This is a genomic window from Haematobacter missouriensis (assembly GCF_000740775.1).
Classification (GTDB): domain Bacteria; phylum Pseudomonadota; class Alphaproteobacteria; order Rhodobacterales; family Rhodobacteraceae; genus Haematobacter; species Haematobacter missouriensis.
Genome location: NZ_JFGS01000002.1, coordinates 158,978 through 178,799, shown reverse-complemented (window position 1 = coordinate 178,799; position 19,822 = coordinate 158,978). Strand labels below are relative to the sequence as shown.

Here is a 19,822-nt window from a genome sequence, read left to right as displayed (position 1 = left end):
CGCGCCCGATTTGGCCTTCCTGCATGTCCTTGAAAGTCCGGAGCGGGCTGCGGAAAAACGGCGCGGGCCGGGGATCGGTCGATGGTCGGTGCGTACCAAGACTAAAGCGCGATGGAGCAAAACCAAATAGCGCCTTCCGGCACAGCTATAACCTCCGTGGCTTGGCAGCGGCGGCGCCCACCACGCTCAGCCTCACGGACCGGATATCGGAGGTCTCGATGTGGGGCGGGACGCTCTGTCGATCCTGTTTTCCATGGTTGTGTATGCGGGTTATGGACTGTTGCTGACCGCAGCCATGGCATTGAGCGAGAGCCGTGGGCATCACGCGGCAGGGGCACGTGAAGGGCTTCTCTGGGGGCTGGGAGGATTCCTTGCCGTGCAGTTCCTGCCCGCTGCCGGGCTGCCGCCGGAACTTCCCGGCATGGCGACGGCAGATCTTGGAGCGCGCCAGATCTGGTGGCTCCTGACCGTCGCTGCATCTGCGATCGGGATCTGGCTCATCGCCTTCGGTCGGAACTGGCTGGCATGGGGAGTGGCAATCGTGCTGCTTGCACTCCCGCATGTCGTCGGCGCACCGCATCCGCATGAGTTCACGGGGCCGACGCCGCCTGAACTGGCCAGCCAGTTCGCTGGGCGCGCACTTGGTGTAGGATTTACCGCGTGGCTGGTGTTGGGGCTGTTCTCAGCCCAGCTCCTGCGGCGCGTTCCCGGGGTGGAACCGGTCCCCCGACCTGTCTGATCGTGGGAATTGCGGACGGCTCATGGACGGCCCGCAATCCACAGCGCGAGCCATTCCGTATTCGATCTCCCGGAGGGTGCCGGATGCCGGAGCAGGTCACCGGGTTGTACAGGAAGCCATGACAACAGTCTGCTAGGCATCCTCGACGAAGGTGTCTGGCCGGCGTGAGGAAGGCTCATCCCGCCGGTCACCTGAGCCGCGCACGGCTTCGATGGTGGTTGGGTGCGGGGGTAGGCGGCAAACGCCTCTCCGCTTCCGCAGTGGTTCGAGACCGGATCATTGACCAGCGCCCTAAGCCGTACCCAGAAGAACCAGTGCGACATACCCTGCGGACGTCATGATCCCCAGACCCACAGCAAGAGAGCCCAAATCCTTGACCTGCTTTATCTCGCTCGACCACTCCGTCGAGATGCGGTCACACAGTATCTCGAGGGCGGTATTCAGGGCTTCCAAAGCCAGCACCGCGCAGCAAAGCCCCGCGAAGGAGAGCCACTGAACGAGAGTGGCGCCATGCAGGGCCAGCACGAAGGCAGCCAAAGCGCCGCCTGTCACTTCCAGTCGCGCTGCCGCTTCCTGCCAAAGCCGTACCACGCCGGCGAACGAGTAGCGGGCCGCATCCAGAAGGTGCAATGCACCCTGGCGGCGGGGCGGCACCACGCCCGTCGCAGATCCCTGGGATGAGCGTGGCGGGCGGGCCTGGCCGGTCACATCGTCTCTCCTCTGCGGCAGGGCATTGTCAGGTCCAACGACGGATCACGAACCAAGGTCTCGACATCCATCAATCCCAGGACGCTCGCAAAGAGATTGTCATGGCTCGTCGGCCTGTCAGTCATGTTTTGCAGGCAGGCGGTATCAAGGCCCATAGTCCTGGCAAAGCGCGGCGCCAGCCACATCACGAACGGCACCCGCGTCTGCTCGGCCGGCGCCATGAACGCGGGGGCAGCATGAAGATAGAGACCGTTTTCGCCCAGCGATTCCCCGTGATCCGAAAGATATACCATGGCAGGTATTACCCTTTCGGAGCGGGCGAGCATGTCGATCGCATTTGCCAGAACGAAATCGGTTTCCCGGATCGTATTGTCATAGGCGTTGACGATTTCCGCACCGGTGCAGTCCGAAAATTGTGCGCTGCGGCAGTCCGGACGGAAGACCGCGCGGTCTTCCGGATAGCGCAGATAGTATGCTGGGCCATGGCTTCCATTCATATGGAGCACCAATACCGTGTTGCGCTTGATGGTTGCCACTGTCCGGGCAATTACCGGCAACAGCGCCTCGTCGGTGCATTCGCCCCTGCAGGCATCCGGGGCGATCGATCGGTCGACCCGGTTCCAGCCGATGCGCCGGGCAACATTCTGATCGCCAGTATTGTTGTCCCACCATTCGACCTGCATCCCGGCATGGGACAGCACATCCAGCAGGTTTTCGCGCCCCAAGGCCGCCGCACGGGAATAGCCCGCCTTTCCAAGCCCCGAGAACATGCAGGGTACCGATACGGCAGTGGAGGTGCCGCAGGAGGTGGTGTCGGTGAAGGCGATGAGTCCGCGCTCCGCCAACTCCGGCGTGGTGTCGCGACCATAGCCGTTCAACCCGAAGTTCTGCGCCCGTGCGGTCTCGCCCACGAAAAGCACTAAGAGCACGGGACGGTCCGCGGTTGCCAGGCGCCCGCCCGCCACAGCGTCGCGACCATAAGGGGCGACCACGGGATCGGCGGTCTTCCACTGCTCGCGGGCATAGCGCCAGCTCGCCACAAGTGTCGCGCCGGGCTGATAGGCACCCATCACGTCGTGCCTCTCGCGCAACACGGCGGAGTAGTCCTTGTAGTCGAAGGCAAGGGCAGCCAGAACCAATGCGGAGCTGACACCTACACCCAGCGGCCAGCGCCATATCTGATGGACCGGCTGAACCCGACGGACCACAGGCCAGAAGATCAGGGCGGCGGGCAAAACCCCGGTAAGCAGGATCACGAGCACCATCCGGCCGGTCACCATGTGGCTCGATTCGGTGTAGGTGGTCTCGAAGATGTTGCGTACCATCTCCTGATCGATCAGCACGCCAAAATTACGCTCATAATAACCTGCGGCGGCGCTTAGCAGGACTATGGTGGCTGCGACCGGTTTTTGCAGCCGGCCCGGACCGAGGAGTTCCAACAGGAGGAGGCTCAGCGCGAATACACCCAGCCCAAAAACCGTCGCTCTATCATCAAACCAAGGAAATTGCGAAAGAACACGAACCCAGAACCCGTGATTCAGACCGACCATGACATAAGCGGCAACGATCAGGTTCAGTGCTGTATGTGAGAGAGCCGGCCGTTGTAGGCTGGGCAAGATTGAAGGTCTGATCATGGGCCCGCCAGATTTGCCGCCGGCCCGTTGCCGACCTGCACTCTCTGGCGGCCCAAGCTTACGGCAAGCTTACGAATGACAACCAGGTCTGGCGCTGGGACAGATTTGCCTGCGGGTGGCCGTTCTTGCCGACCTGATGTGCAAACGGTTCTTCAAAGGATACGAGGGCTGTCCGGAGCTTGCCGTTAACAAGCCAATTGCCGGACGTCATATGCTCGGCATCCTGTAGCACCGATGGCGAGGCGGCGACTATGTGCGGCCAAGACAAATCTCGATATTACGCCGACGTCTCCGATCACTCCCGCAACCCGCCCGCCCTTGGCTCAAGACAGGCTTGTGAAACATGGTTCACCCGGCGCAGGGAGACGGGGCGATAGACATGCGTGAGACGGAGGAAGCGAGCGGATTGCCGTTTAGCGATGTCGAGCTTGCAGCGCGCCTTCCGCCCGGCACCCGCTGCGGCTATCCGGCCGCTGGAAATGGGTGCCGGCCGGCCTCCATGCCGCGTTCGACATGCTTTACACCGATTTCGGCTCTTCGCCGCCGCCGGGGCGGCGGAAGCCTGCCGCAGATCCTCTGTTCCGTTCGCTCCGACGATAGCGAGGGAGCGGATGCGGCATCATCTGCTGTGATCAGGCTTGGGCGGTCGGGCATGGGCGATCCTGCGTGTTGCCGACCGTGCTCAGCAAGAACGCGGATCGGCTGCTGACGATCGAAATGTCACGCAGGATCATGGCCGCTGCCAGTGAGGGTCTCTCCCGTCTGAGGCCTTGGAAAATCCGCGTTGACGATGTCAGAAGTTGTGCATGCTTCCGGGTCTTTGGCCGCTGATAGGGAAGTGACGAGATGAGGCGCATGGTTCCCGCCTCTATCGGAGTTGTTCCGCGTTACGCGTTGGGGGTCGGCCTTGTGGAATACCGCCATGCAACATCCGACCTGCTGACCCTTCCGCTATGGACCAGTTGCGGCACACGGGGCTCCTGTCGCGAACCACCGAAGATGAGCGAGAGCGTGGAGCCCATCCATCCGCCAGCAAGGCCACCTTTTTGAAACAAAAGGCAAGCTTTCCGAAACGACACAATCGGGAAAATGGTCGGAGCGAGAGGATTCGAACCTCCGACCCCCTGCTCCCGAAGCAGGTGCGCTACCAGGCTGCGCTACGCTCCGACCGTGGAAGGCGGACTAACCGATGACGAGGGGGTTTGCAAGGGCCATGCGGAGAGATTTGTCGGCGTGGAATATGTAGCGGGGCTCGGTAGGGTCGCGGCGGGAAAAGCAGGGGCTGGCCGCAAAGAACCGCGTCCGACAAAGGGTCCGGGCGACTGATTTCTGGAAGCAGCAAAGGGCATGCGAGCCGGTCAATGCGGTGATCGGCGGGAAAGCACTGAGAGCGGCTGGAACACCAGCCCTTGCGGTGTCCGTGCGGTGAAGGCGGTGATGCCGAACACCTGCGCGACAATCTCCGGGGAGAGGACGGCCTCCGGCGCTCCGTCGGCGACGATGCGGCCTGCCTGCATCACGATGAGGCGGGTGCAATGTCTTGCCGCAAGGCCAAGGTCGTGGAGTGAGGCGAGCACGGCGCCGCCCCGAGAAACGATTCCGGCAAATACGTCCATGACGTTTATCTGAGCGGCCGGGTCCAGCCCGGCAATCGGCTCATCCGCGATCATGAGCGGCGTGTCCTGTGCGATCATCCGTGCGATCAGGACGCGGGCCTGTTCCCCGCCGGACAGGTCCGTGGCCCGCCGCTCATGGAATTCCGTCAGGTCCAGCAGGGCGAGTGCCTCCTCCACGATCTGCCGGTCCCTTGCCCCCGCCGGATGGGCCGCGCGACCGAGGGAGACCACCCGCTCTACAGACAGCGGCCAGGCGATCTCCCGGCCCTGCGGCATGAAGGCGGCCTGCCGCGCCCGCTCCGAAATCGGAAGCGCGGCGAGAGATGAACTCCCCTGGCAGGGCAGAAGTCCGAGTGCCGCCCGTAGCAGGGTAGTCTTGCCTGCGCCGTTCGGGCCGAGAAGACCCACGAACTCTCCTGGGCGAATGCAAAGGTTGATGCCCGCCAGAACGGTGCGTTCGCCGCGGCGTACGGTCAGGCCTTGGGTTGTCAGTACTGTCATACCGCCTCTCGCCGCAGCCGCCATATGAGGTGGAAGAAGAAGGGGGCGCCGACCAGCGCCGTCAGCACGCCCAGCTTCAGATCCCGGCCCGGTGCAATTACCCTCGCGGCGATGTCGGCGGCAAGGATCACCGCTGCGCCGCCGAGCGCGGAGGCCGGGAGCAGACGCGCCGGACTGGCCCCTACCGAGCGCCGCAGCAGATGCGGGACAACCAGCCCCACAAAGCCAACGGCGCCCGCCACTGCGGTGACCGAGCCAATCAGCGCCACCACGCCGGCAAGAAGCATGAGTCGCAGCCGGGGAAGCGAGATTCCCATGGTTGCCGCCACCTCCTCCCCCAGCGTGAGCGATTCCAGACCGCGGCGGGTGGCAAGGATCAGCACGGTGCCGAGACAGAAGAACGGGAGCACCATCCAGACATGCGCCATGGATCGGTCGGCGAGTGACCCCATCATCCAGAAGATGATCTCGTTCGCCGCGAAGGGATTAGGCGAGAGGTTCAGCACCAGCGAAGTCATCGCCCCTGCCAGCGCCGAAATGGCGATGCCGGCGAGGATCAGCGGCATCGCCCCCCCGCGATTGCCAGCGAGCAGCAGGATCAATACGAAGGACAGAAACGCCCCGGCGAGCGGCGCCGCCATGAAAAGCGCAGGCGCAGCAGTGGCCAGCCCGGTCTGAATCGCCAGTACCGCGCCTAGGGCCGCCGACGCGGATGTTCCGATCAGCCCCGGCTCCGCCAATGGATTGCGCAGAAAGCCCTGCATCGCCGCCCCGGCAAGCCCGAGGCTTGCCCCGAGCAGAACTGCGAGCAGCGCTCGGGGCAGGCGTATCTCCTGCATGACGATCACCAGCAGGGGATCGCCCCGCCCGAAAAGCGCCCGAAGTTCATCAAGCCACGGCAATTCGGCCGGCCCGGTGAGCAGGGAGGTGACGAACAACATGGCCACGACAGCGCCGAGTCCGGCGAGCAGCCCAGCGGAGCGGCCGCTCACGGGTATGCCGCCATATCCCGGAGCCGCCGGATGGCGTCGATCACATGCGGCGTCCCGCATACCCAGTCGCTGTCGGCCAGCGCGCTTGATGTGCCCGTGAGGGCGGCAAGCGCGGGATGATCCAGCAGATCCTCCGCGCGGGATGTCCCACCATAGCGCCGTCCCTCAATGAGCAGGTCCGGATCGGCCAGCACCAGCTGTTCCAGCGGCAACACGCCACCGTTCCGCAGCCCGAGTTCCGAAGCGATATTGGTCAGCCCTGCTGCGGACAGTATTTCTCCTGCGAGGCTCGCATCACCCGCCGTATAGCCGTTGGCGTAATAGAGCGCGGCACGGCGCGCGTCAGCGGGCGGTCCGCCTAGTGCGGCAAGGTCGCTGTCGAAGCGGCTGACCAGCCTTTCCGCCTCCGTCTCCCGGCCCAGAATCGCGCCCATCCGCCTGACATTGTTTCGGATATCTGCGAGACCGGTTTCCGGGTCGAACACCTGCACCGGCACACCAATTCGCTTAAGGAGGGCGGTGGTTGCCCCAGCGCTGTAGCGCCCCGCCAGCACGAGGTCCGGTTTCAGCAGCACGATCTCCTCCGCCAGCCCGTAGTTCCGGGGGTAGCGGGCCGCTTCCATCGTCATGGCGGAGGCGCGCGGATCGCTGGCCAGATAGCTGACGGAGACAAGCTGTCCCGGTGCCGCGAGCATCATGGCAAGCTGGTCTGTGCAGAGGTTCATCGAAACGACGCGGCGGGGCAATATCCGACCGGCGTCGGTGGGGCGCTCTGCCGCGCCGGCGGCCGCATTCCCGAACACAGCTCCGGAGGAGGCCGGCTCCATGCGCGGGGTGCCAGGAATCGGCGGGGTGGGGAGCGGCTCGACCTGTGTTGCCGCTGCCAGGCCTCCGGTCGAGACGCTGACAGGGCGCTCCAATCCCCGCGGTGCCGGATGGGCCGTATCCCAAGGGAAGGCGCTCACCGGCACGATGTCCAGCCACGCACCCGGCATATTGCGGGAAGGTGCCATGGCGGTGGTGGCAGATGTGGTGGCAACGGAGGCTCTGCCGACGCCACCAACGGCCATAGTCGCCACGGTGTCCCGAACGGCGCGGGGCGCGGCACCCAGCCTCGCCGGCCCATGCAAGGCAGCCATGGCAAAGCGGGGTGAGGATGGCGCGGCATCGGGAAGCGGCCGCAGCAAAATCTCAGGCGCGGCATCCGCGCGCCACACCGAGGCACCGGTCTCTATCCGGGCGGCAGGGGCCGCAACCTGCGCGGAAACAGTCAAGCCCAGCACCGCCGTCCAGATGAGTCGTCCTACCATTTCGCTTCCAGCCCGAGGTAGGCTTGCCGACCCTGACTGCGGAACCCCCAGACGTCCATGTATTCCTTGTCGAGCAGGTTGACCACGCGGGCCGTGGCACGCAGGTGCTCCGTGAGATCGTAACCGGCAGCAAGGTTGACCAGCATGTAGTTGCCCAGTTCCTTCGTCTCGTAAAAGCCCCAGTACTGCGTGTCGTAGTTGCCGGCGACGTAGCGGATATCGGCGGTGAGCGATCCGCGACCGTCCAGTATCTGCTGCGTGGCGCTCAGGCCAAGCTCATGGCGGGGCCGACGTATCTCCACCGTTCCGTCGGGGTTCTTCGCGTCGAGGTAGGTGTAGCTGACCGACAGGAGCAAATCCTCCGTCGCATCGAACCGACCAGTAATCTCCACCCCCTCACGCGGGCTTTTGCCTGCCTGGTTGATGTAGCTCGCCCTTCCGTCCGGGGCAGCGCCAGCGACATAGGTGATCTCGTCTGCCATCTTCTCGTTGAAGTAGGTGACGTCGATCAGCCCGCGTCCTTGCAGCACCTCCGCCTCAATGCCGATATCGTAGCCGGTATTGCGCTCGGGCTTCAAATCGGGATTGCCGAGCGTGTAGCCGTCATTGGCGAACAGCTCATAGTAGGAGGGTTTCACAAGGCCCCGCCCCGCGGAGGCATGCAGCCGGAAGGCGCTGTCGGGGATTCGCCATGACAGCCCGATGTTCCAGCTCGTGAAGTCGTCGAACGTGTTGAAATTGTCGTGGCGGAGGCCAGCCTGCACATCCACACCCGCGTCGAAGGAACCACGGTATTCCATCGCGATCGAATTGTTGGCGCGATCATAGTCGCGGGCGGTGTCGTTCTCGTCCTCCGACCGCTCCAGCATCAGGTTGAGCAGGTGCCGCGCTTCGGCGGCGGGCCGGCCGTCGAGCCCATAGCTGAGCCGGTATTTCAGCGCTCGTGTCTCGCCCCGCGTCTCCTCGGACCCCGTCGTTTCCTGCCGGAGCGTCGAGTTCTGAAACTCCAGTCGGTTCACGAGGCGCCCGTCCAGCATTTCGTATTCCGCCCAGACGGAGCCGGTGAACTCCTTGCGCTCACCCGTGAGATGCGGGTCGTCGATCAGGTAATCGCGATAGCTGGTGGCAGCGTAGTTCGTCGCGTCGTAGCCGTAGTTTTCTTCCGAATACCGAAGGGTGAAGCCGAGCGTCAGGGCTTCGGTCGCCTTCCAGTCGCCGGTCAATCCGATGGTGCGCCGGTCTGTTCCGTCTTTCTCGCTGCCGGTGAAAGCCGCGTTGTAGCCGTGATCGTCCCGCTTCGAGATGTTGAAGGACAAGCCACCCCGCTCTGTCCGCTGCGTGAGCCAGCCAGAGGCAGCATATCCGTTGCCCACCTCCACGGCACCGCCGTAATGGGTACCGATCTCTCCCCGCTTGGTGATTATATTGATGACGCCGGCAGAAGCGTTCGAGCCGAAATAGACCGATTGAGGGCCGCGCAGCACCTCGATCCGCTCCACATTCGTGGTTTCCAATCCGCTCAGGATATATTCGTCATTTCCTCCCGTCGCCGGGACGCCGTCAATGAGGATGAGCGTGTGGTTCGCCTCGGCACCCCGGATGCGGACCTGTGTAAAGCTCGAACCGGAAGAGCTGACGGAGACGCCCGGCACTCCGCGGAGCGCGTCCTGCACGGTGCGGATGCCGCGCTCTTCGATCTCCGCCGCTGTTACGACGGTGAAGGCCCGTCCATAGGCATCCGTGGGCACAGGGGTAAGCCCTCCCGACAGAACGATGCTGTCGAGCATCACCGGAGAATCGGCCTGGGCTTGAGCAGCCAGGGGGGCGAGGGCGGTGAGAACCGTTATCGTCCTGATGCCAGTTAAGGTCATCGCAGGGGCCTTTCCAACGCGGGTCCGCATGTATTGGCCCGCCAATTGCAGAATGGCCTGACGGGGAATTCCGCAGACCGGTGAGATCACCTCTGCGGAAGGGCCGCTTTCCAGACGCGCCCCGCGTCGGAAATGGGTGAGTGCTGCGGCAGGTCTCCTGGCTCACGGGTCATCGCTCGGGCCGTCTTCCCGGAGGTGCACCTCCAGTGACATTCTTGGCCGTCGCTCGCCGCTCACAGTTGCGGGGGCAGCCGCGGTCTTGCCCAAAGGCGCACCGCAGTTCCCTTTTCATCCGGATCTACCGGAACCGAAGCAGATCATGGATGATCTGCTCCGCCGATCCTTGTCAAGCACGAAGGAGTCGCGGCCCCTTCACGCACTTTGGCATCAGTTGGGCGAGTGCCCATTGCCCATTCCTGCCTTGCGGGCCTCCACATTGAACACGACCGGGACTTCACCCGCATTTTCGAACACCAGAATCGCGTCCATCCGTTCAGTCGCGGACCAGACTCGCGCTTCGGGAGCGGTGAAGCTCACATGCGGGCCGGAGGGGCGCAGCGTCACCGTTTCTCCGGCGGGAATGGCAATGGAATCGGTCGAGCTTGTGGAAACCATGTGCCGGAACCGCTCTGCCACGCGGAGATTTGCCTCGCCCTGTGCCGGACGGACGGCGATCAGCCGGTCATCGACCGCGCCGGCATTCGTGACGGAGAAATAGCCCTGCGGCGCCTGACCGGCCTGGGTCGTCTCGAAGGCGTAGGGATGCCCGACCGTCAACTCTCCCGCGCGGAAATCATGCGCAAGAGAGGGGGTAGCGAGCAGAAGCGACAAAAGCGGAAGGCTGCGAAACATGGATATTCCAATCATACTGGTACAGTGCTGTGCATGCCGCAGAGCGGCGGGCGCGCTCCCTAACAGAAAGGATTTGCTTGTGCGAGCAGCAGTGGCACGTTTAGTGCCATATTTTTGTGCATAGCTGGTATGAGGCTGCGCCGTGATGTCGCGCTGTCAGCCTGCGGGGCAACCGAGCATGTCCACTGCGCCCCTGTCGCCGATCAGGGTGATGCGCAGCCGCGAGCGGTCCAGCGCCAATGTCTCTCCCGGAGGGGGAACGAGATCCGCCGTTGCCGTCACGCCATGGGCCTCGCGCCGCGTATCGCTTTCCGACACCCAGACGGCCGGGTCCGGCGTTTCGAACACGGCGAGTTCGTGTCCGCCCAGCGGAGGCGCGCGGAATGCCGCCGTCACGCGCAGGCCATCCGGGATCATCTCCACGCGGCAGCGGAGATTCGTTACCCCGGCCATTTCCGCATCCAGCGGGCCGGCGGCAAGGGCTGCCCGGATCGTCGGGTCCGGTTGCTTCGTCACCGGCAGAACGGCGTCGATCCGCAGGTCGACCGGCACGCAGATGTCGCGGCAGACCCCGAGCATGACATGGCTGCGCAGCGAAATGGGCTGATCCGCGTTCCGGGCGCGGATTTCCAGAGGCAGGATCAGTTCGCGGGTATAGCCGACCGTGCGCATTCCGTTCAGTTCGAACACATGGGGGGCGGGCCAATGCAGCGTCACATCCGTCAGATTCTCTGATCCGCTCCAGTCAAAACTGGGCGGGATGCCCGCATCGCCCGGCGCACGCCAATAGGTCTTCCACTGATCGGCAAGGGTCAGGCGGAGCGCGGCGACATGGCTGCCGTCCGCCTGTCGCCAGCCAGGTAGAACCTCTGCCTGCACCACATCCTGCGGACGCGTGGGCGCGGCGTGCGCCGCAAGGGCAGGCAGCAGCGTCGCTGTGGCAAGGGCGAGAAGGCGGAACGGGCTGAGCATCATGGCGGGACTGTCGGCGGGATATCGCAGGACTTGAAATCACAATCCGGCGACGAGATGGCATTGTCTCCCATGCGGTGCAATCTCTGCTTGTGACGATAGTCTCATGCGCCATCTTATGTTCATGAGCAGCAGGACCACGCATATGTCTGACCTAGGGGGCAAGCTCCTTATCGCCATGCCCGGTCTGGGCGATCCGCGCTTCGAAAGAAGCGTCATTCTGATTTGCGCCCATTCTTCGCAAGGTTCCATGGGGCTGGTCGTCAACAAGCCGGCCGCGGATATCAGCTTCGAGGCGCTGCTGGACCAGCTTTCCATACCACATTTGGGGGGGCGCTGCCCGATCCACGTCGGCGGGCCCATGGAAGCTGCCCGCGGGTTCGTCCTGCATTCTCCGCAGATCGATGAAGAGGAGGAGGCTGGTACGATAGAAGTTGGCCCTCACTTCGCCATGACCACCACGCCCGATATCCTGCGGGAGATCGCGCGGGGCATGGGACCAGCGCAGGCGCTTCTGGCGCTGGGGTATGCAGGTTGGGGTCCCGGTCAACTGGAGAGCGAGATACTCCGTGATGACTGGCTGGTGTGCGACGCATTTCCCGATCTCGTCTTCGCCGCTGACAACGGAACGAAATGGCTTTCCGCGATACGGTCCATGGGGGTGGATCCCATAAGCCTGTCGGCCTTCGGCGGCAGGGCCTGATGTCTTCAGATGCCTCCAGCGAGCGGGACGGCGTCTGACGCGTCTGGCCACGCCAAGTGCATGCAGGGTCAGGTTCGCCCGATATGCGGCTGGGAAACCGGCAAATCGGCTCCGGGATGGTGGCCCTGTGCAGGATTTCTGACGGGTTTCAGAAGATTGCAGGCGATCTTCGCGTTAGCGCTATTCTGAAAGCCGTTCCTCGGCAGCCACTAAGCTGAGCGGTCAAACCAATCGGTCGCGGGGACGCGGAGCAGCAGCACGGCGCAACCTGTCGTTGATAGCGCGTCCCAGACCCCTTTCCGGGATGGGAGATACGGCGATGACCGTTCCGGGGCCGGTATCGATTTCCCGCATGTAATGAAAGAGATTGGCCGCCGCTTCCGTCAGATCGCCTGCGGGTGAGAGGTTCAGCGTGGCGCCCGCGTCCTCGGGTCCGAAGCCGAGCCATGCCTCCCCCGGCGCGGGCTGGGTGCCGAGGCGCATCTCCGCCCGCGGCGCGTAATGCGAAGAGAGCTGCCCCGGCGCAACAGGTCGCGCCGGATCGGTCGCGGGTGCGGGGATCGCGAGGCCCAAGGCGGCTTCCAGTTCCTCGAGCGCCAGTCCGCCGGGACGGAGCAGCAGCGGTGCCCCGAGCAGCCCGATGATCGTCGATTCCACCCCAACGGCAGCCTCACCACCGTCGATCACCGCTTCGATCCGCCCGTCAAGACCGTCGAGCACATGGGCCGCGCGGGTCGGGCTGACACGGCCCGAGGGATTGGCGGATGGCGCAGCCAGAGGTCCTCCGAACCGGCGGAGCAATGCCTGCGCGACGGGATGCGCCGGCACCCGCACCGCCACGCTGTCATTGCCCGCCGTAACCAGCGGCGACAGCCCCGCCTCCGGCAGCAGCGGCAGGACGAGCGTCAGTGGCCCCGGCCAGAAGGCCCGCGCCAGCCGCTCCGCCTCCGGGGTCAGCCGGGCATAGCGGCCCGCGCTTGCCAGATCGGCCACATGGATGATGAGAGGATTGAACCGGGGCCGCCCCTTCGCCTCGAAGATGCGCGCCACCGCGTGATCCTGCCGCGCATCGGCGGCGAGCCCATAGACCGTTTCCGTCGGCAGCGCCACCAGCCCCCCTTCTGCCAGAAGGCGTGCCGCGGTCTCTATCCCCGCGCTGTCGGAGATGAGACGGCGTGTGGTTCCAGTGACGCTGCGTTTGGGCTTGCCGGTCATGTTGCTTTGTTTAGCCTTCGTGACAGTAATGCCGAAATACGCGCCCGGGCGGTCGCCGCCAAGGTGCGAGGGGGGAATTCGATGGCTTTTCGCGCGCCGGTGAAGGATCAGACCTTCATCTTCGATCATATCGTTGGTTTTCAGGGCCTGTCCGCCACAGAGCCCTATGCGGATGCCACCCGCGATCTGGCGCAGCAGATCCTCGATGAGGCGGCCAAGCTTGCGGGAGATGTCCTCGCCCCGCTGAACCGGGCGGGTGACTTGACCCCTGCGAAGCTGGAGAACGGCGTCGTCCGCACCTCTCCCGGCTTTGCCGAGGGGTATCGCGCCATCGCGGAGGGCGGCTGGGTCGGCATGTCGGCGGCACCGGAGTTCGGTGGGATGGGCCTGCCGATCACGCTGGCGACGGCGGTGAACGAGATGTTCTCCGGCGCCTGCCTGTCGCTGCAACTGAACCCTCTGCTTACCCAGGGCCAGATCGAGGCGCTGGAGCATCACGCCACGGATGAGCTGAAGCGCCTTTACCTGCCGAAACTGACTTCCGGTGAATGGAACGGTACGATGAACCTCACCGAACCCGGCGCGGGGTCGGATGTCGGCGCGCTGGTGACGAAGGCGGTGGACAACGGTGATGGCACCTTCGCGATTTCGGGGCAGAAGATCTTCATCACCTGGGGTGACGGGGATTTCATGCCCAATGTCTGCCACCTCGTGCTGGCCCGGCTTCCCGATGGCGGGCCGGGCGTCAAGGGGATCAGCCTGTTTCTCGTGCCGAAGCTGCTGCTCGACGAGGCGGGCGAACCCGGACCGAGGAATGGCGTGCGTGTCGTGTCGCTGGAGCACAAGATGGGCCTGCATGGCTCGCCGACCTGCGTGATGGAATATGACAACGCCACCGGCTGGCTGATCGGCGAGCGGCACGGCGGCATCAAGGCGATGTTCACCATGATGAACAATGCCCGTCTCGGTGTGGCGACGCAGGGGGTCGGCGTGGCGGAGGCGGCCTGCCAGCAGGCGCTGGCCTATGCGCTGGACCGCAGGCAGGGCAAGACGCCCGTGCCGGGCCAGGGCACGATCATCGATCATGCCGACGTGCGGCGGATGCTGGCCGGCATGAAGGCGCAGACCTTCGCCGCCCGGTGCATCGTGCTGGACTGTGCGCTCGCCCTCGATATGGCCAAGGCCACGAGCGAGCCGGAATGGGAGGCCCGCGCCGGCGTCCTGACCCCGATCGCCAAGGCTTTCGGCACCGACACCGGCAACGAGGTCACCCAGACCTCCATCCAGATCCACGGCGGCATGGGCTTCATCGAGGAGACGGGCGCCGCCCAGCTTGCTCGCGACGTGCGGGTCTGCGCCATCTACGAGGGGACCAACGGCATTCAGGCCGCCGATCTCGTCGGCCGCAAGATGATGGACGGGGGGGAGGCCATCAACCGTCTGATCGACGAGGTCCAGTCCGGGGCAGAGGCCGCGAAACCCGATCACCCACAATTGGCTGAGGAAGTCTGGAACGCTGCCGAGTCGCTGCGGGAGGTAACGGACTGGCTCGTCGCCCAGCCGGTGAACGACCGTTTTGCCGGGTCCGTGCCCTATCTGCGTGCCTTTGCGCTGGTGCTGGGGGGATCCTACCACCTTCGCGCCGCCTGCTCCGACCCGGCAGAACGGGAGGCGCTGGCCACCTTCTTCATCCGGCGGATGCTGCCCGACCATGTTTCGCTGTTGCGGCAGGCACATGAGGGGGCTGCGGGGCTCTATGCGATCACGGCAGAGGAGCTGGCGGTTTGAACGCGCTGCGCTATCCGCTGGAGGCGCCGCCGGCTCCGGGTGGTGTGGCCGAGATCGCCGACGGGGTGTTGTGGATCCGGGTGCCGCTGCCGCTGCGCCTCGATCATGTGAACGCCTATGCCTTCGACGAAGGCGATGGCTGGACGCTGGTCGATACCGGTTTCGATACCCCTCCCACGCGAGAGATGTGGGAGGCCGTCCTGTCCGGCCCACTGGCGGGCCGTCCCGTTCGCCGCGTGATCGGCACACATCACCACCCGGACCATATCGGTCTTGTCGGATGGTTTGTGGAGAAGCACGGGGCGGAGCTGGTCACCACGCGAACAGCCTTCCTCTTTGCCCGGATGCTGCGGCTGGAGGCCCATGATCGCCCGCCGGAGACACAGCTTTCCTACTGGCGGGCCTGCGGCATGGATCCGGCGATCTATGACAAGCGGGCGAACGAGCGGCCCTACAACAGTTCCGATGTCGTGCATGCGATCCCCGGAGCCTTCCGCCGTATCGCAGAGGGGGATGCCATCCACATCGGCGGGCGGGATTTCGAGGTGCATATCGGCAACGGCCATGCGCCGGAGCATGCCACCCTGTGGAGCAGCGACGGCAGCCTTGTCATCGCGGGCGATCAGATCCTGTCCACCATCTCGCCCAATCTCGGCGTCTATGCGACGGAGCCGGAGGCCGATCCTGTCGGCGACTGGCTGGAAAGCTGCACACGTCTGGGCCGTTATGCCCGCGAGGGGCAGTTGGCGCTTTCCGGGCACAAGTTGCCGTTCTTCGGGGTCGGGCCGCGGCTCGCGCAGATGATTTCCGGCCATGTCGCGGCGCTCGACCGGCTCGAGGAGGCGCTTGCCACCCCGCGTCGTGCGGCGGAGTGCTTTCCCTTCCTGTTCCGCCGTCCCATTGGCGAGAGCGAGTATACGCTGGCTCTGGGAGAGGCGGTCGCCCACCTGAACCATCTGGCCCAAACGGGGAGGGCGCGGCGCTATCGCGAACCGGGAAGTGAGGCGTGGCTCTGGAAGCGCACCTGACCTGCGGGGCGACTCCGCGGCCTGCTGGGCAGAACGGCAACGCTCTGTGCTGTGGCGTGGCTGGTCCTTCCGTCGGTGGTGACAGGCGCATCCCGATAAGCTATCGCTTTGGAACGAAGAACTGACAGGAAGGCGAGATGATGCAGGACCACGCCCAATCCCCCGCCCATGAGCATGGCACGATGGATATCTCCGCGCAGGAGAAGACCTTCGAGGGCTTCATTCGCTTCATGACCTACGGGACGGTGGTTGTTCTGCTCGTCCTCATCTTTCTCGCGCTGACCACTCTCTGATCATGAGCGCATTCCGCGAAGCGGAGGTTGCCGCCCCATGAACGCTGCGCGTTGGCTGCGGCTTTTGGCTGTGGTGTCGATGCCGCTGTGGCTTGTCGCCTGCGGCGCGGCGGAAAAGACATGGGCGCCAGATGCGGCGGTGCAGGCGGCGACCTATAAGTTCGATGGACCGCCTACCCTGACGCTCTATACCGCGATCAACAACAACACGGGTGCGGGGGAACACTCCGGCCTGATGATCAACGCCGATCAGCGCGTGCTTTTCGATCCCGCCGGAAGCTGGACACATAGCAAGGTGCCCGAGCGGAACGATGTCCATTACGGCATCAGCACAGGCGTGGAGCACTGGTATGTCAATTACCACGCCCGCCCGGCCTATCATGTGGTCCGTCAGGAACTGGTGGTGACCCCCGCCGTTGCGGCGGAGGCCAAGCGGCTGGCAGAAGCCCATGGCGCGACGCCCAAGGCGATGTGTGCCCGGGCTGTCAGCAGCGTCCTGTCCCAGCTACCGGGTTTTGAGCGGATCGGTCGGACCTATTTCCCGAAGACGCTGATGCAGGAATTCGGAGAGATGCCGGGCGTCGTCACGACCTATTTCTACGATGATGACGAGGATAATTCGAATCCGCTCCGGCAGCAGGACCATCCCGATCCGATTCGCTGACCGTCATTGCCCGATCCTTCACGGCCGTCACTGCTGGCCGTGGATGACGGCCCTCGGTGAGGGCCGTCAGAAGAAATAGGGCAACACCAGCGCCACGCCGCCGCCAAGGATCGCGGCAAGGGTGCTGCGCGTGACCATCCCCACCACGATCGTCGCCCCCGCCGCCATGAGGCGCAGCGGATCAAGCCCACCGTCCGGCATGTGCTGAAGGACGATGGGCATGGCGAGCCCGGGCAGCACCGCCGCCGCCGTGTAGCGCAGGTGCCGTTGCAGCCAGTCCGGGAAGGGCCGGTTTCCCATCAGCCCGAGGAAGGAGAAGCGGAGCAGGAACGTGCCCGCCCCGAGCGCAAGGATGATCGTCCAGATCTCGAGCTTGCCATAGCTCACTCCCGCACCCTCCGCCGCGCCAGGAGCTGCTCCACTGCCGCGCCCGCGATCATCGCGAAAACAGCCGCGACGAGCAGCCCGAGGTTGTATGGAATAAACGAAAGCGCAAGCGTGAGAACGACCGATACCACCGCCGCGGCCAGATGGGCGGGGTTGCGTAGTAGCGGTGCGATCATGGCGAGGAAGGTGATCGGGATGGCGAGATCCAAGGGCACGCCGGCCGGAATGAAGCCTCCCGCAGTCGCGCCGACCAGGGTGGAGACGGGCCATGGCACCGCGGTGAACAGCACCGTGCCGAAGTAATAGGCCACCTTGTCAAGCGGTCGCATCGGGGCGCCGGTCTCGAACCGCAACGCGCTGATCGCGTAGGACTGGTCCGTCAGGCTGTAGGCCGCGAGCGCCCGCTGCCACACCGGCATTCCGCCCAGATGCGGTGCGAGAGAGGCCGAATACATCGCCATGCGGATGTTCACCGCCAAGCCCGTCGCTATAACGATGAGCACCGGCGCATTGTCATTCATCAGCTGCAGGGCACTGAACTGTGAGGCGCCCGCGATCACCAGGATGGAAAATCCCATGATCTCGGTGAGGTTGAAGCCCGCCGTGCGGGCCGTAATGCCGAACAGCAGCCCGAAGGGCACGACGACAATGAGGTAGGGCAGGCCCGCAACCACGCCCCGACGAAACCATGGATTGAGAAACATTGGCGCTGGTCGCCTCCGCCGACACCGCGTCACCATAAGGAGACGCGGTCCGGGTTTGCAACCGCCCGCTGCGCGCGGACACGCCGATATTGCATCGCTGCGTCCGATGGCGGCTGACGGGACCGCGGCGCGGGTGGTTCCGGCCTAGTCGAATGTTCCCGCGACGCGGCCGATCAGCATGAAGGCGCGCGCGGTGCGTGTCATGCCGACCATTCCCAGCATCTCGTCGGGGACGGTGGGAGCGAAGTCGGAGAGGCTGCGGTCGAACTGGCGCAGGAAGTGCTGTGCGGCATCGCGGAAGACGGGATCGCTCCGCATCCGGGTGGCTGTCGCCGCCAGCACGTTCGGCTCCTCGATCGCACCAAGCCCCGCAACGGACTGACCCCGGGAACCCTCGCTGAACTGCCGCCAGAGCACGCCGGGGGGCAGTTCCTCCGGCACGAGATCATCCATGTAGATCCCGTCGGCACCCAGAAGATTCAGAACGTCCTGCGCCGAGCGGATGAGCTTGGCGGCGGTCGGGTCCTCCAGGGCACGGCGAAGAGTGCGGATCCCTTCCGCGTCGTCGGGCGAATCGGGGAAGTTCAGCGCGCCGATGAAATCGGCAGGAGGCAACGGCTCGTGTTCCGTGGCTTCGGCAGGGGTCTGCTGTGCCATGGGGCGGGGTGGGGTGGACTGACGGCGCGCCGGTTGCGCCGGACGTGCGGCTGCTCCCCCCGCGGTGGGAAGGGGGGGCTGCACCGCGGGTGGAGGCGAGACGGGTGGGTGAGTGAGGGTCGGTTGCGCGAGCGGCGGCTGGCGCAACGGCTGGGCCGTCGCGCCGCGGCGCAGGGCCTCGATCTCCTGCTGCAGGCGAGCGGCTTCTTCGCGCAGCAGGCGGACCGTGCGCAGACTGGTCGCGATCAACCAGATCAGCGCAACCGGCATCAGCACGGCCAGCGCGGCGACCAGCGCGGAAAGTGGTCGCCCGCCCTCGCTTCCGTCGCCGGTGAAGAAAAAGACCGCTGCGATCACCAGCCACAGCAGCGTGAGCGCTGCCGCGGCTATGTCGATCGTCGGAAGTTGGCGGAAGGCGCCTCCCTCCCGCGGCGATCCTGCGGGACGGGGGAAAGTCTGGTCGTCTTGCGGTGTGTCAGGCATGCGGAATGCGCTTGCGGCGCCCTCCTCAGATATAGCGGACGGTCACGATCTCATAGTTGCGTTCGCCGCCGGGTGTCTTGACCTCGACCGTGTCTCCCTCATCCTTGCCGATGAGCGCGCGGGCGAGAGGGGAACGGATGTTGAGAAGGCCGTTCTCGATATCGGCCTCCGTTTCACCCACGATCTGGTAGGTCTTTTCCTCATCGGTGTCCTCATCGACGAGGGTGACCGTTGCGCCGAACTTGATCGGGCCGGACAGGCGGGACGGCTCGATGACCTCCGCCAGCCCGAGAATGGCCTCGATCTGGCCGATCCGGCCTTCGATGAAGCTCTGTCGTTCGCGGGCGGCATGATATTCGGCATTCTCGGAGAGGTCGCCATGCTCCCGCGCCTCCGCAATCGCGCGGATCACGGCAGGACGCTCGACCGACTTCAGATTGCGCAGTTCCTCGTCCAGCGCGGACTGACCTTTACGGGTCATAAGGATCTTTTCCATCGTCGTCTTTCCCGGTCTGGAACAAAAGCACCCGAACGCGCTCAGTGAAGCGCGCGGGTGCATGCGTGTCATTTCTGCTGCACCTGAACCGAGACGGGCATGGATTGCAAGCCTGATCCATGCGGAGAGGCGGCGCCGTCGGCGGCGCTTTGCCGCAAGGGCATTGCGGCCGGGCAGTCCGTGACGATTGACCCGTTGGCTACGGCCCG

18 protein-coding genes, 1 tRNA gene, 1 pseudogene and 1 riboswitch are annotated in these 19,822 nt (G+C 64.9%); of the genes and pseudogenes, 6 read left to right on the top strand and 14 right to left on the bottom strand.

Going from position 1 to position 19,822, the window contains the following annotated elements; all coding sequences use genetic code 11:
* Window positions 1-199: 199 nt before the first annotated feature.
* Window positions 200-739, top strand: a pseudogene (locus CG51_RS03110) (CbtA family protein); the annotation flags it as partial.
* A gap of 291 nt (window positions 740-1,030) precedes the next feature.
* On the opposite strand, the gene CG51_RS03105 reads toward CG51_RS03110, so the two are convergent.
* From CG51_RS03105 to CG51_RS03065, 9 genes are all read right to left on the bottom strand, one after another.
* Window positions 1,031-1,447 carry a diacylglycerol kinase gene (locus CG51_RS03105; RefSeq protein ID WP_233141242.1) on the bottom strand — a complete coding sequence of 139 codons (417 nt, stop codon included), beginning with the start codon at window positions 1,445-1,447 and terminating at the stop codon, window positions 1,031-1,033.
* Window positions 1,444-3,081 carry a phosphoethanolamine transferase gene (locus tag CG51_RS03100; RefSeq protein WP_035741669.1) on the bottom strand — a complete coding sequence of 546 codons (1,638 nt, stop codon included), beginning with the start codon at window positions 3,079-3,081 and terminating at the stop codon, window positions 1,444-1,446. The genes CG51_RS03105 and CG51_RS03100 overlap by 4 nt, the downstream gene beginning before the upstream one ends.
* A 1,090-nt stretch (window positions 3,082-4,171) precedes the next feature.
* Window positions 4,172-4,248, bottom strand: a tRNA-Pro gene (locus tag CG51_RS03095).
* A 191-nt stretch (window positions 4,249-4,439) separates the two neighbouring features.
* Complete coding sequence (locus tag CG51_RS03090) at window positions 4,440-5,198, bottom strand: ABC transporter ATP-binding protein (RefSeq protein ID WP_035741667.1); 759 nt, start codon at window positions 5,196-5,198, stop codon at window positions 4,440-4,442.
* Window positions 5,195-6,139 carry a FecCD family ABC transporter permease gene (locus CG51_RS03085; protein WP_051930030.1) on the bottom strand — a complete coding sequence of 315 codons (945 nt, stop codon included), beginning with the start codon at window positions 6,137-6,139 and terminating at the stop codon, window positions 5,195-5,197. The genes CG51_RS03090 and CG51_RS03085 overlap by 4 nt, the downstream gene beginning before the upstream one ends.
* Before the next feature lie 47 nt (window positions 6,140-6,186).
* A complete protein-coding gene (locus CG51_RS20665) occupies window positions 6,187-7,500 on the bottom strand; it encodes an ABC transporter substrate-binding protein (RefSeq protein WP_233141243.1) in 1,314 nt (437 codons plus the stop codon).
* On the bottom strand, window positions 7,494-9,371 hold the full coding sequence (locus CG51_RS03075) for a TonB-dependent receptor plug domain-containing protein (RefSeq protein ID WP_035741664.1): 1,878 nt from the start codon (window positions 9,369-9,371) through the stop codon (window positions 7,494-7,496). Before CG51_RS03075 ends, CG51_RS20665 begins: the two co-directional genes overlap by 7 nt.
* A gap of 130 nt (window positions 9,372-9,501) precedes the next feature.
* A riboswitch (cobalamin riboswitch) is annotated at window positions 9,502-9,698 on the bottom strand.
* A 60-nt stretch (window positions 9,699-9,758) separates the two neighbouring features.
* Window positions 9,759-10,223, bottom strand: coding sequence for a copper chaperone PCu(A)C (locus CG51_RS03070; protein WP_051930004.1), 465 nt, complete (start codon window positions 10,221-10,223; stop codon window positions 9,759-9,761).
* Between the two features lie 156 nt (window positions 10,224-10,379).
* Window positions 10,380-11,198, bottom strand: coding sequence for a protein-disulfide reductase DsbD domain-containing protein (locus CG51_RS03065; RefSeq protein WP_088233455.1), 819 nt, complete (start codon window positions 11,196-11,198; stop codon window positions 10,380-10,382).
* A 142-nt stretch (window positions 11,199-11,340) separates the two neighbouring features.
* Between CG51_RS03065 and CG51_RS03060 the strand changes: the two genes are divergently transcribed.
* The gene (locus CG51_RS03060) at window positions 11,341-11,898 is read left to right on the top strand and encodes a YqgE/AlgH family protein (protein WP_035742062.1); all 558 of its coding nucleotides are present in this window, start codon (window positions 11,341-11,343) and stop codon (window positions 11,896-11,898) included.
* A 222-nt stretch (window positions 11,899-12,120) separates the two neighbouring features.
* On the opposite strand, the gene CG51_RS03055 is transcribed toward CG51_RS03060, so the two are convergent.
* Window positions 12,121-13,113 (bottom strand): L-threonylcarbamoyladenylate synthase, encoded by a 993-nt coding sequence (locus CG51_RS03055; protein ID WP_051930003.1) that lies wholly within the window; start codon window positions 13,111-13,113, stop codon window positions 12,121-12,123.
* 81 nt (window positions 13,114-13,194) lie between these two features.
* Between CG51_RS03055 and CG51_RS03050 the strand changes: the two genes are divergently transcribed.
* The 4 genes from CG51_RS03050 to CG51_RS03040 all read left to right on the top strand — a co-directional run bounded on the left by CG51_RS03050 (window position 13,195) and on the right by CG51_RS03040 (window position 16,886).
* Window positions 13,195-14,901: an acyl-CoA dehydrogenase family protein gene (locus CG51_RS03050; RefSeq protein ID WP_035741663.1), complete on the top strand. Its 1,707-nt coding sequence runs from the start codon at window positions 13,195-13,197 to the stop codon at window positions 14,899-14,901.
* On the top strand, window positions 14,898-15,929 hold the full coding sequence (locus CG51_RS03045) for an MBL fold metallo-hydrolase (RefSeq protein ID WP_035741660.1): 1,032 nt from the start codon (window positions 14,898-14,900) through the stop codon (window positions 15,927-15,929). The genes CG51_RS03050 and CG51_RS03045 overlap by 4 nt, the downstream gene beginning before the upstream one ends.
* 137 nt (window positions 15,930-16,066) lie before the next feature.
* Window positions 16,067-16,222, top strand: a complete 156-nt coding sequence (locus CG51_RS19385; RefSeq protein WP_332888850.1) for an aa3-type cytochrome c oxidase subunit IV — start codon at window positions 16,067-16,069, stop codon at window positions 16,220-16,222.
* A 37-nt stretch (window positions 16,223-16,259) separates the two neighbouring features.
* Window positions 16,260-16,886: a hypothetical protein gene (locus CG51_RS03040; protein WP_035741658.1), complete on the top strand. Its 627-nt coding sequence runs from the start codon at window positions 16,260-16,262 to the stop codon at window positions 16,884-16,886.
* A 66-nt stretch (window positions 16,887-16,952) separates the two neighbouring features.
* Here the strand turns inward: CG51_RS03040 and CG51_RS03035 are convergent, their stop codons facing one another.
* The 4 genes from CG51_RS03035 to greA all read right to left on the bottom strand — a co-directional run bounded on the left by CG51_RS03035 (window position 16,953) and on the right by greA (window position 19,613).
* Window positions 16,953-17,273: an AzlD domain-containing protein gene (locus CG51_RS03035; protein ID WP_035741656.1), complete on the bottom strand. Its 321-nt coding sequence runs from the start codon at window positions 17,271-17,273 to the stop codon at window positions 16,953-16,955.
* Window positions 17,270-17,977 (bottom strand): AzlC family ABC transporter permease, encoded by a 708-nt coding sequence (locus CG51_RS03030; RefSeq protein WP_035741652.1) that lies wholly within the window; start codon window positions 17,975-17,977, stop codon window positions 17,270-17,272. The genes CG51_RS03035 and CG51_RS03030 overlap by 4 nt, the downstream gene beginning before the upstream one ends.
* A gap of 144 nt (window positions 17,978-18,121) precedes the next feature.
* Window positions 18,122-19,117: a hypothetical protein gene (locus tag CG51_RS03025; RefSeq protein WP_035741650.1), complete on the bottom strand. Its 996-nt coding sequence runs from the start codon at window positions 19,115-19,117 to the stop codon at window positions 18,122-18,124.
* 25 nt (window positions 19,118-19,142) lie between these two features.
* A complete protein-coding gene (gene greA, locus CG51_RS03020; protein WP_035741647.1) occupies window positions 19,143-19,613 on the bottom strand; it encodes a transcription elongation factor GreA in 471 nt (156 codons plus the stop codon).
* Window positions 19,614-19,822 lie beyond the last annotated feature (209 nt).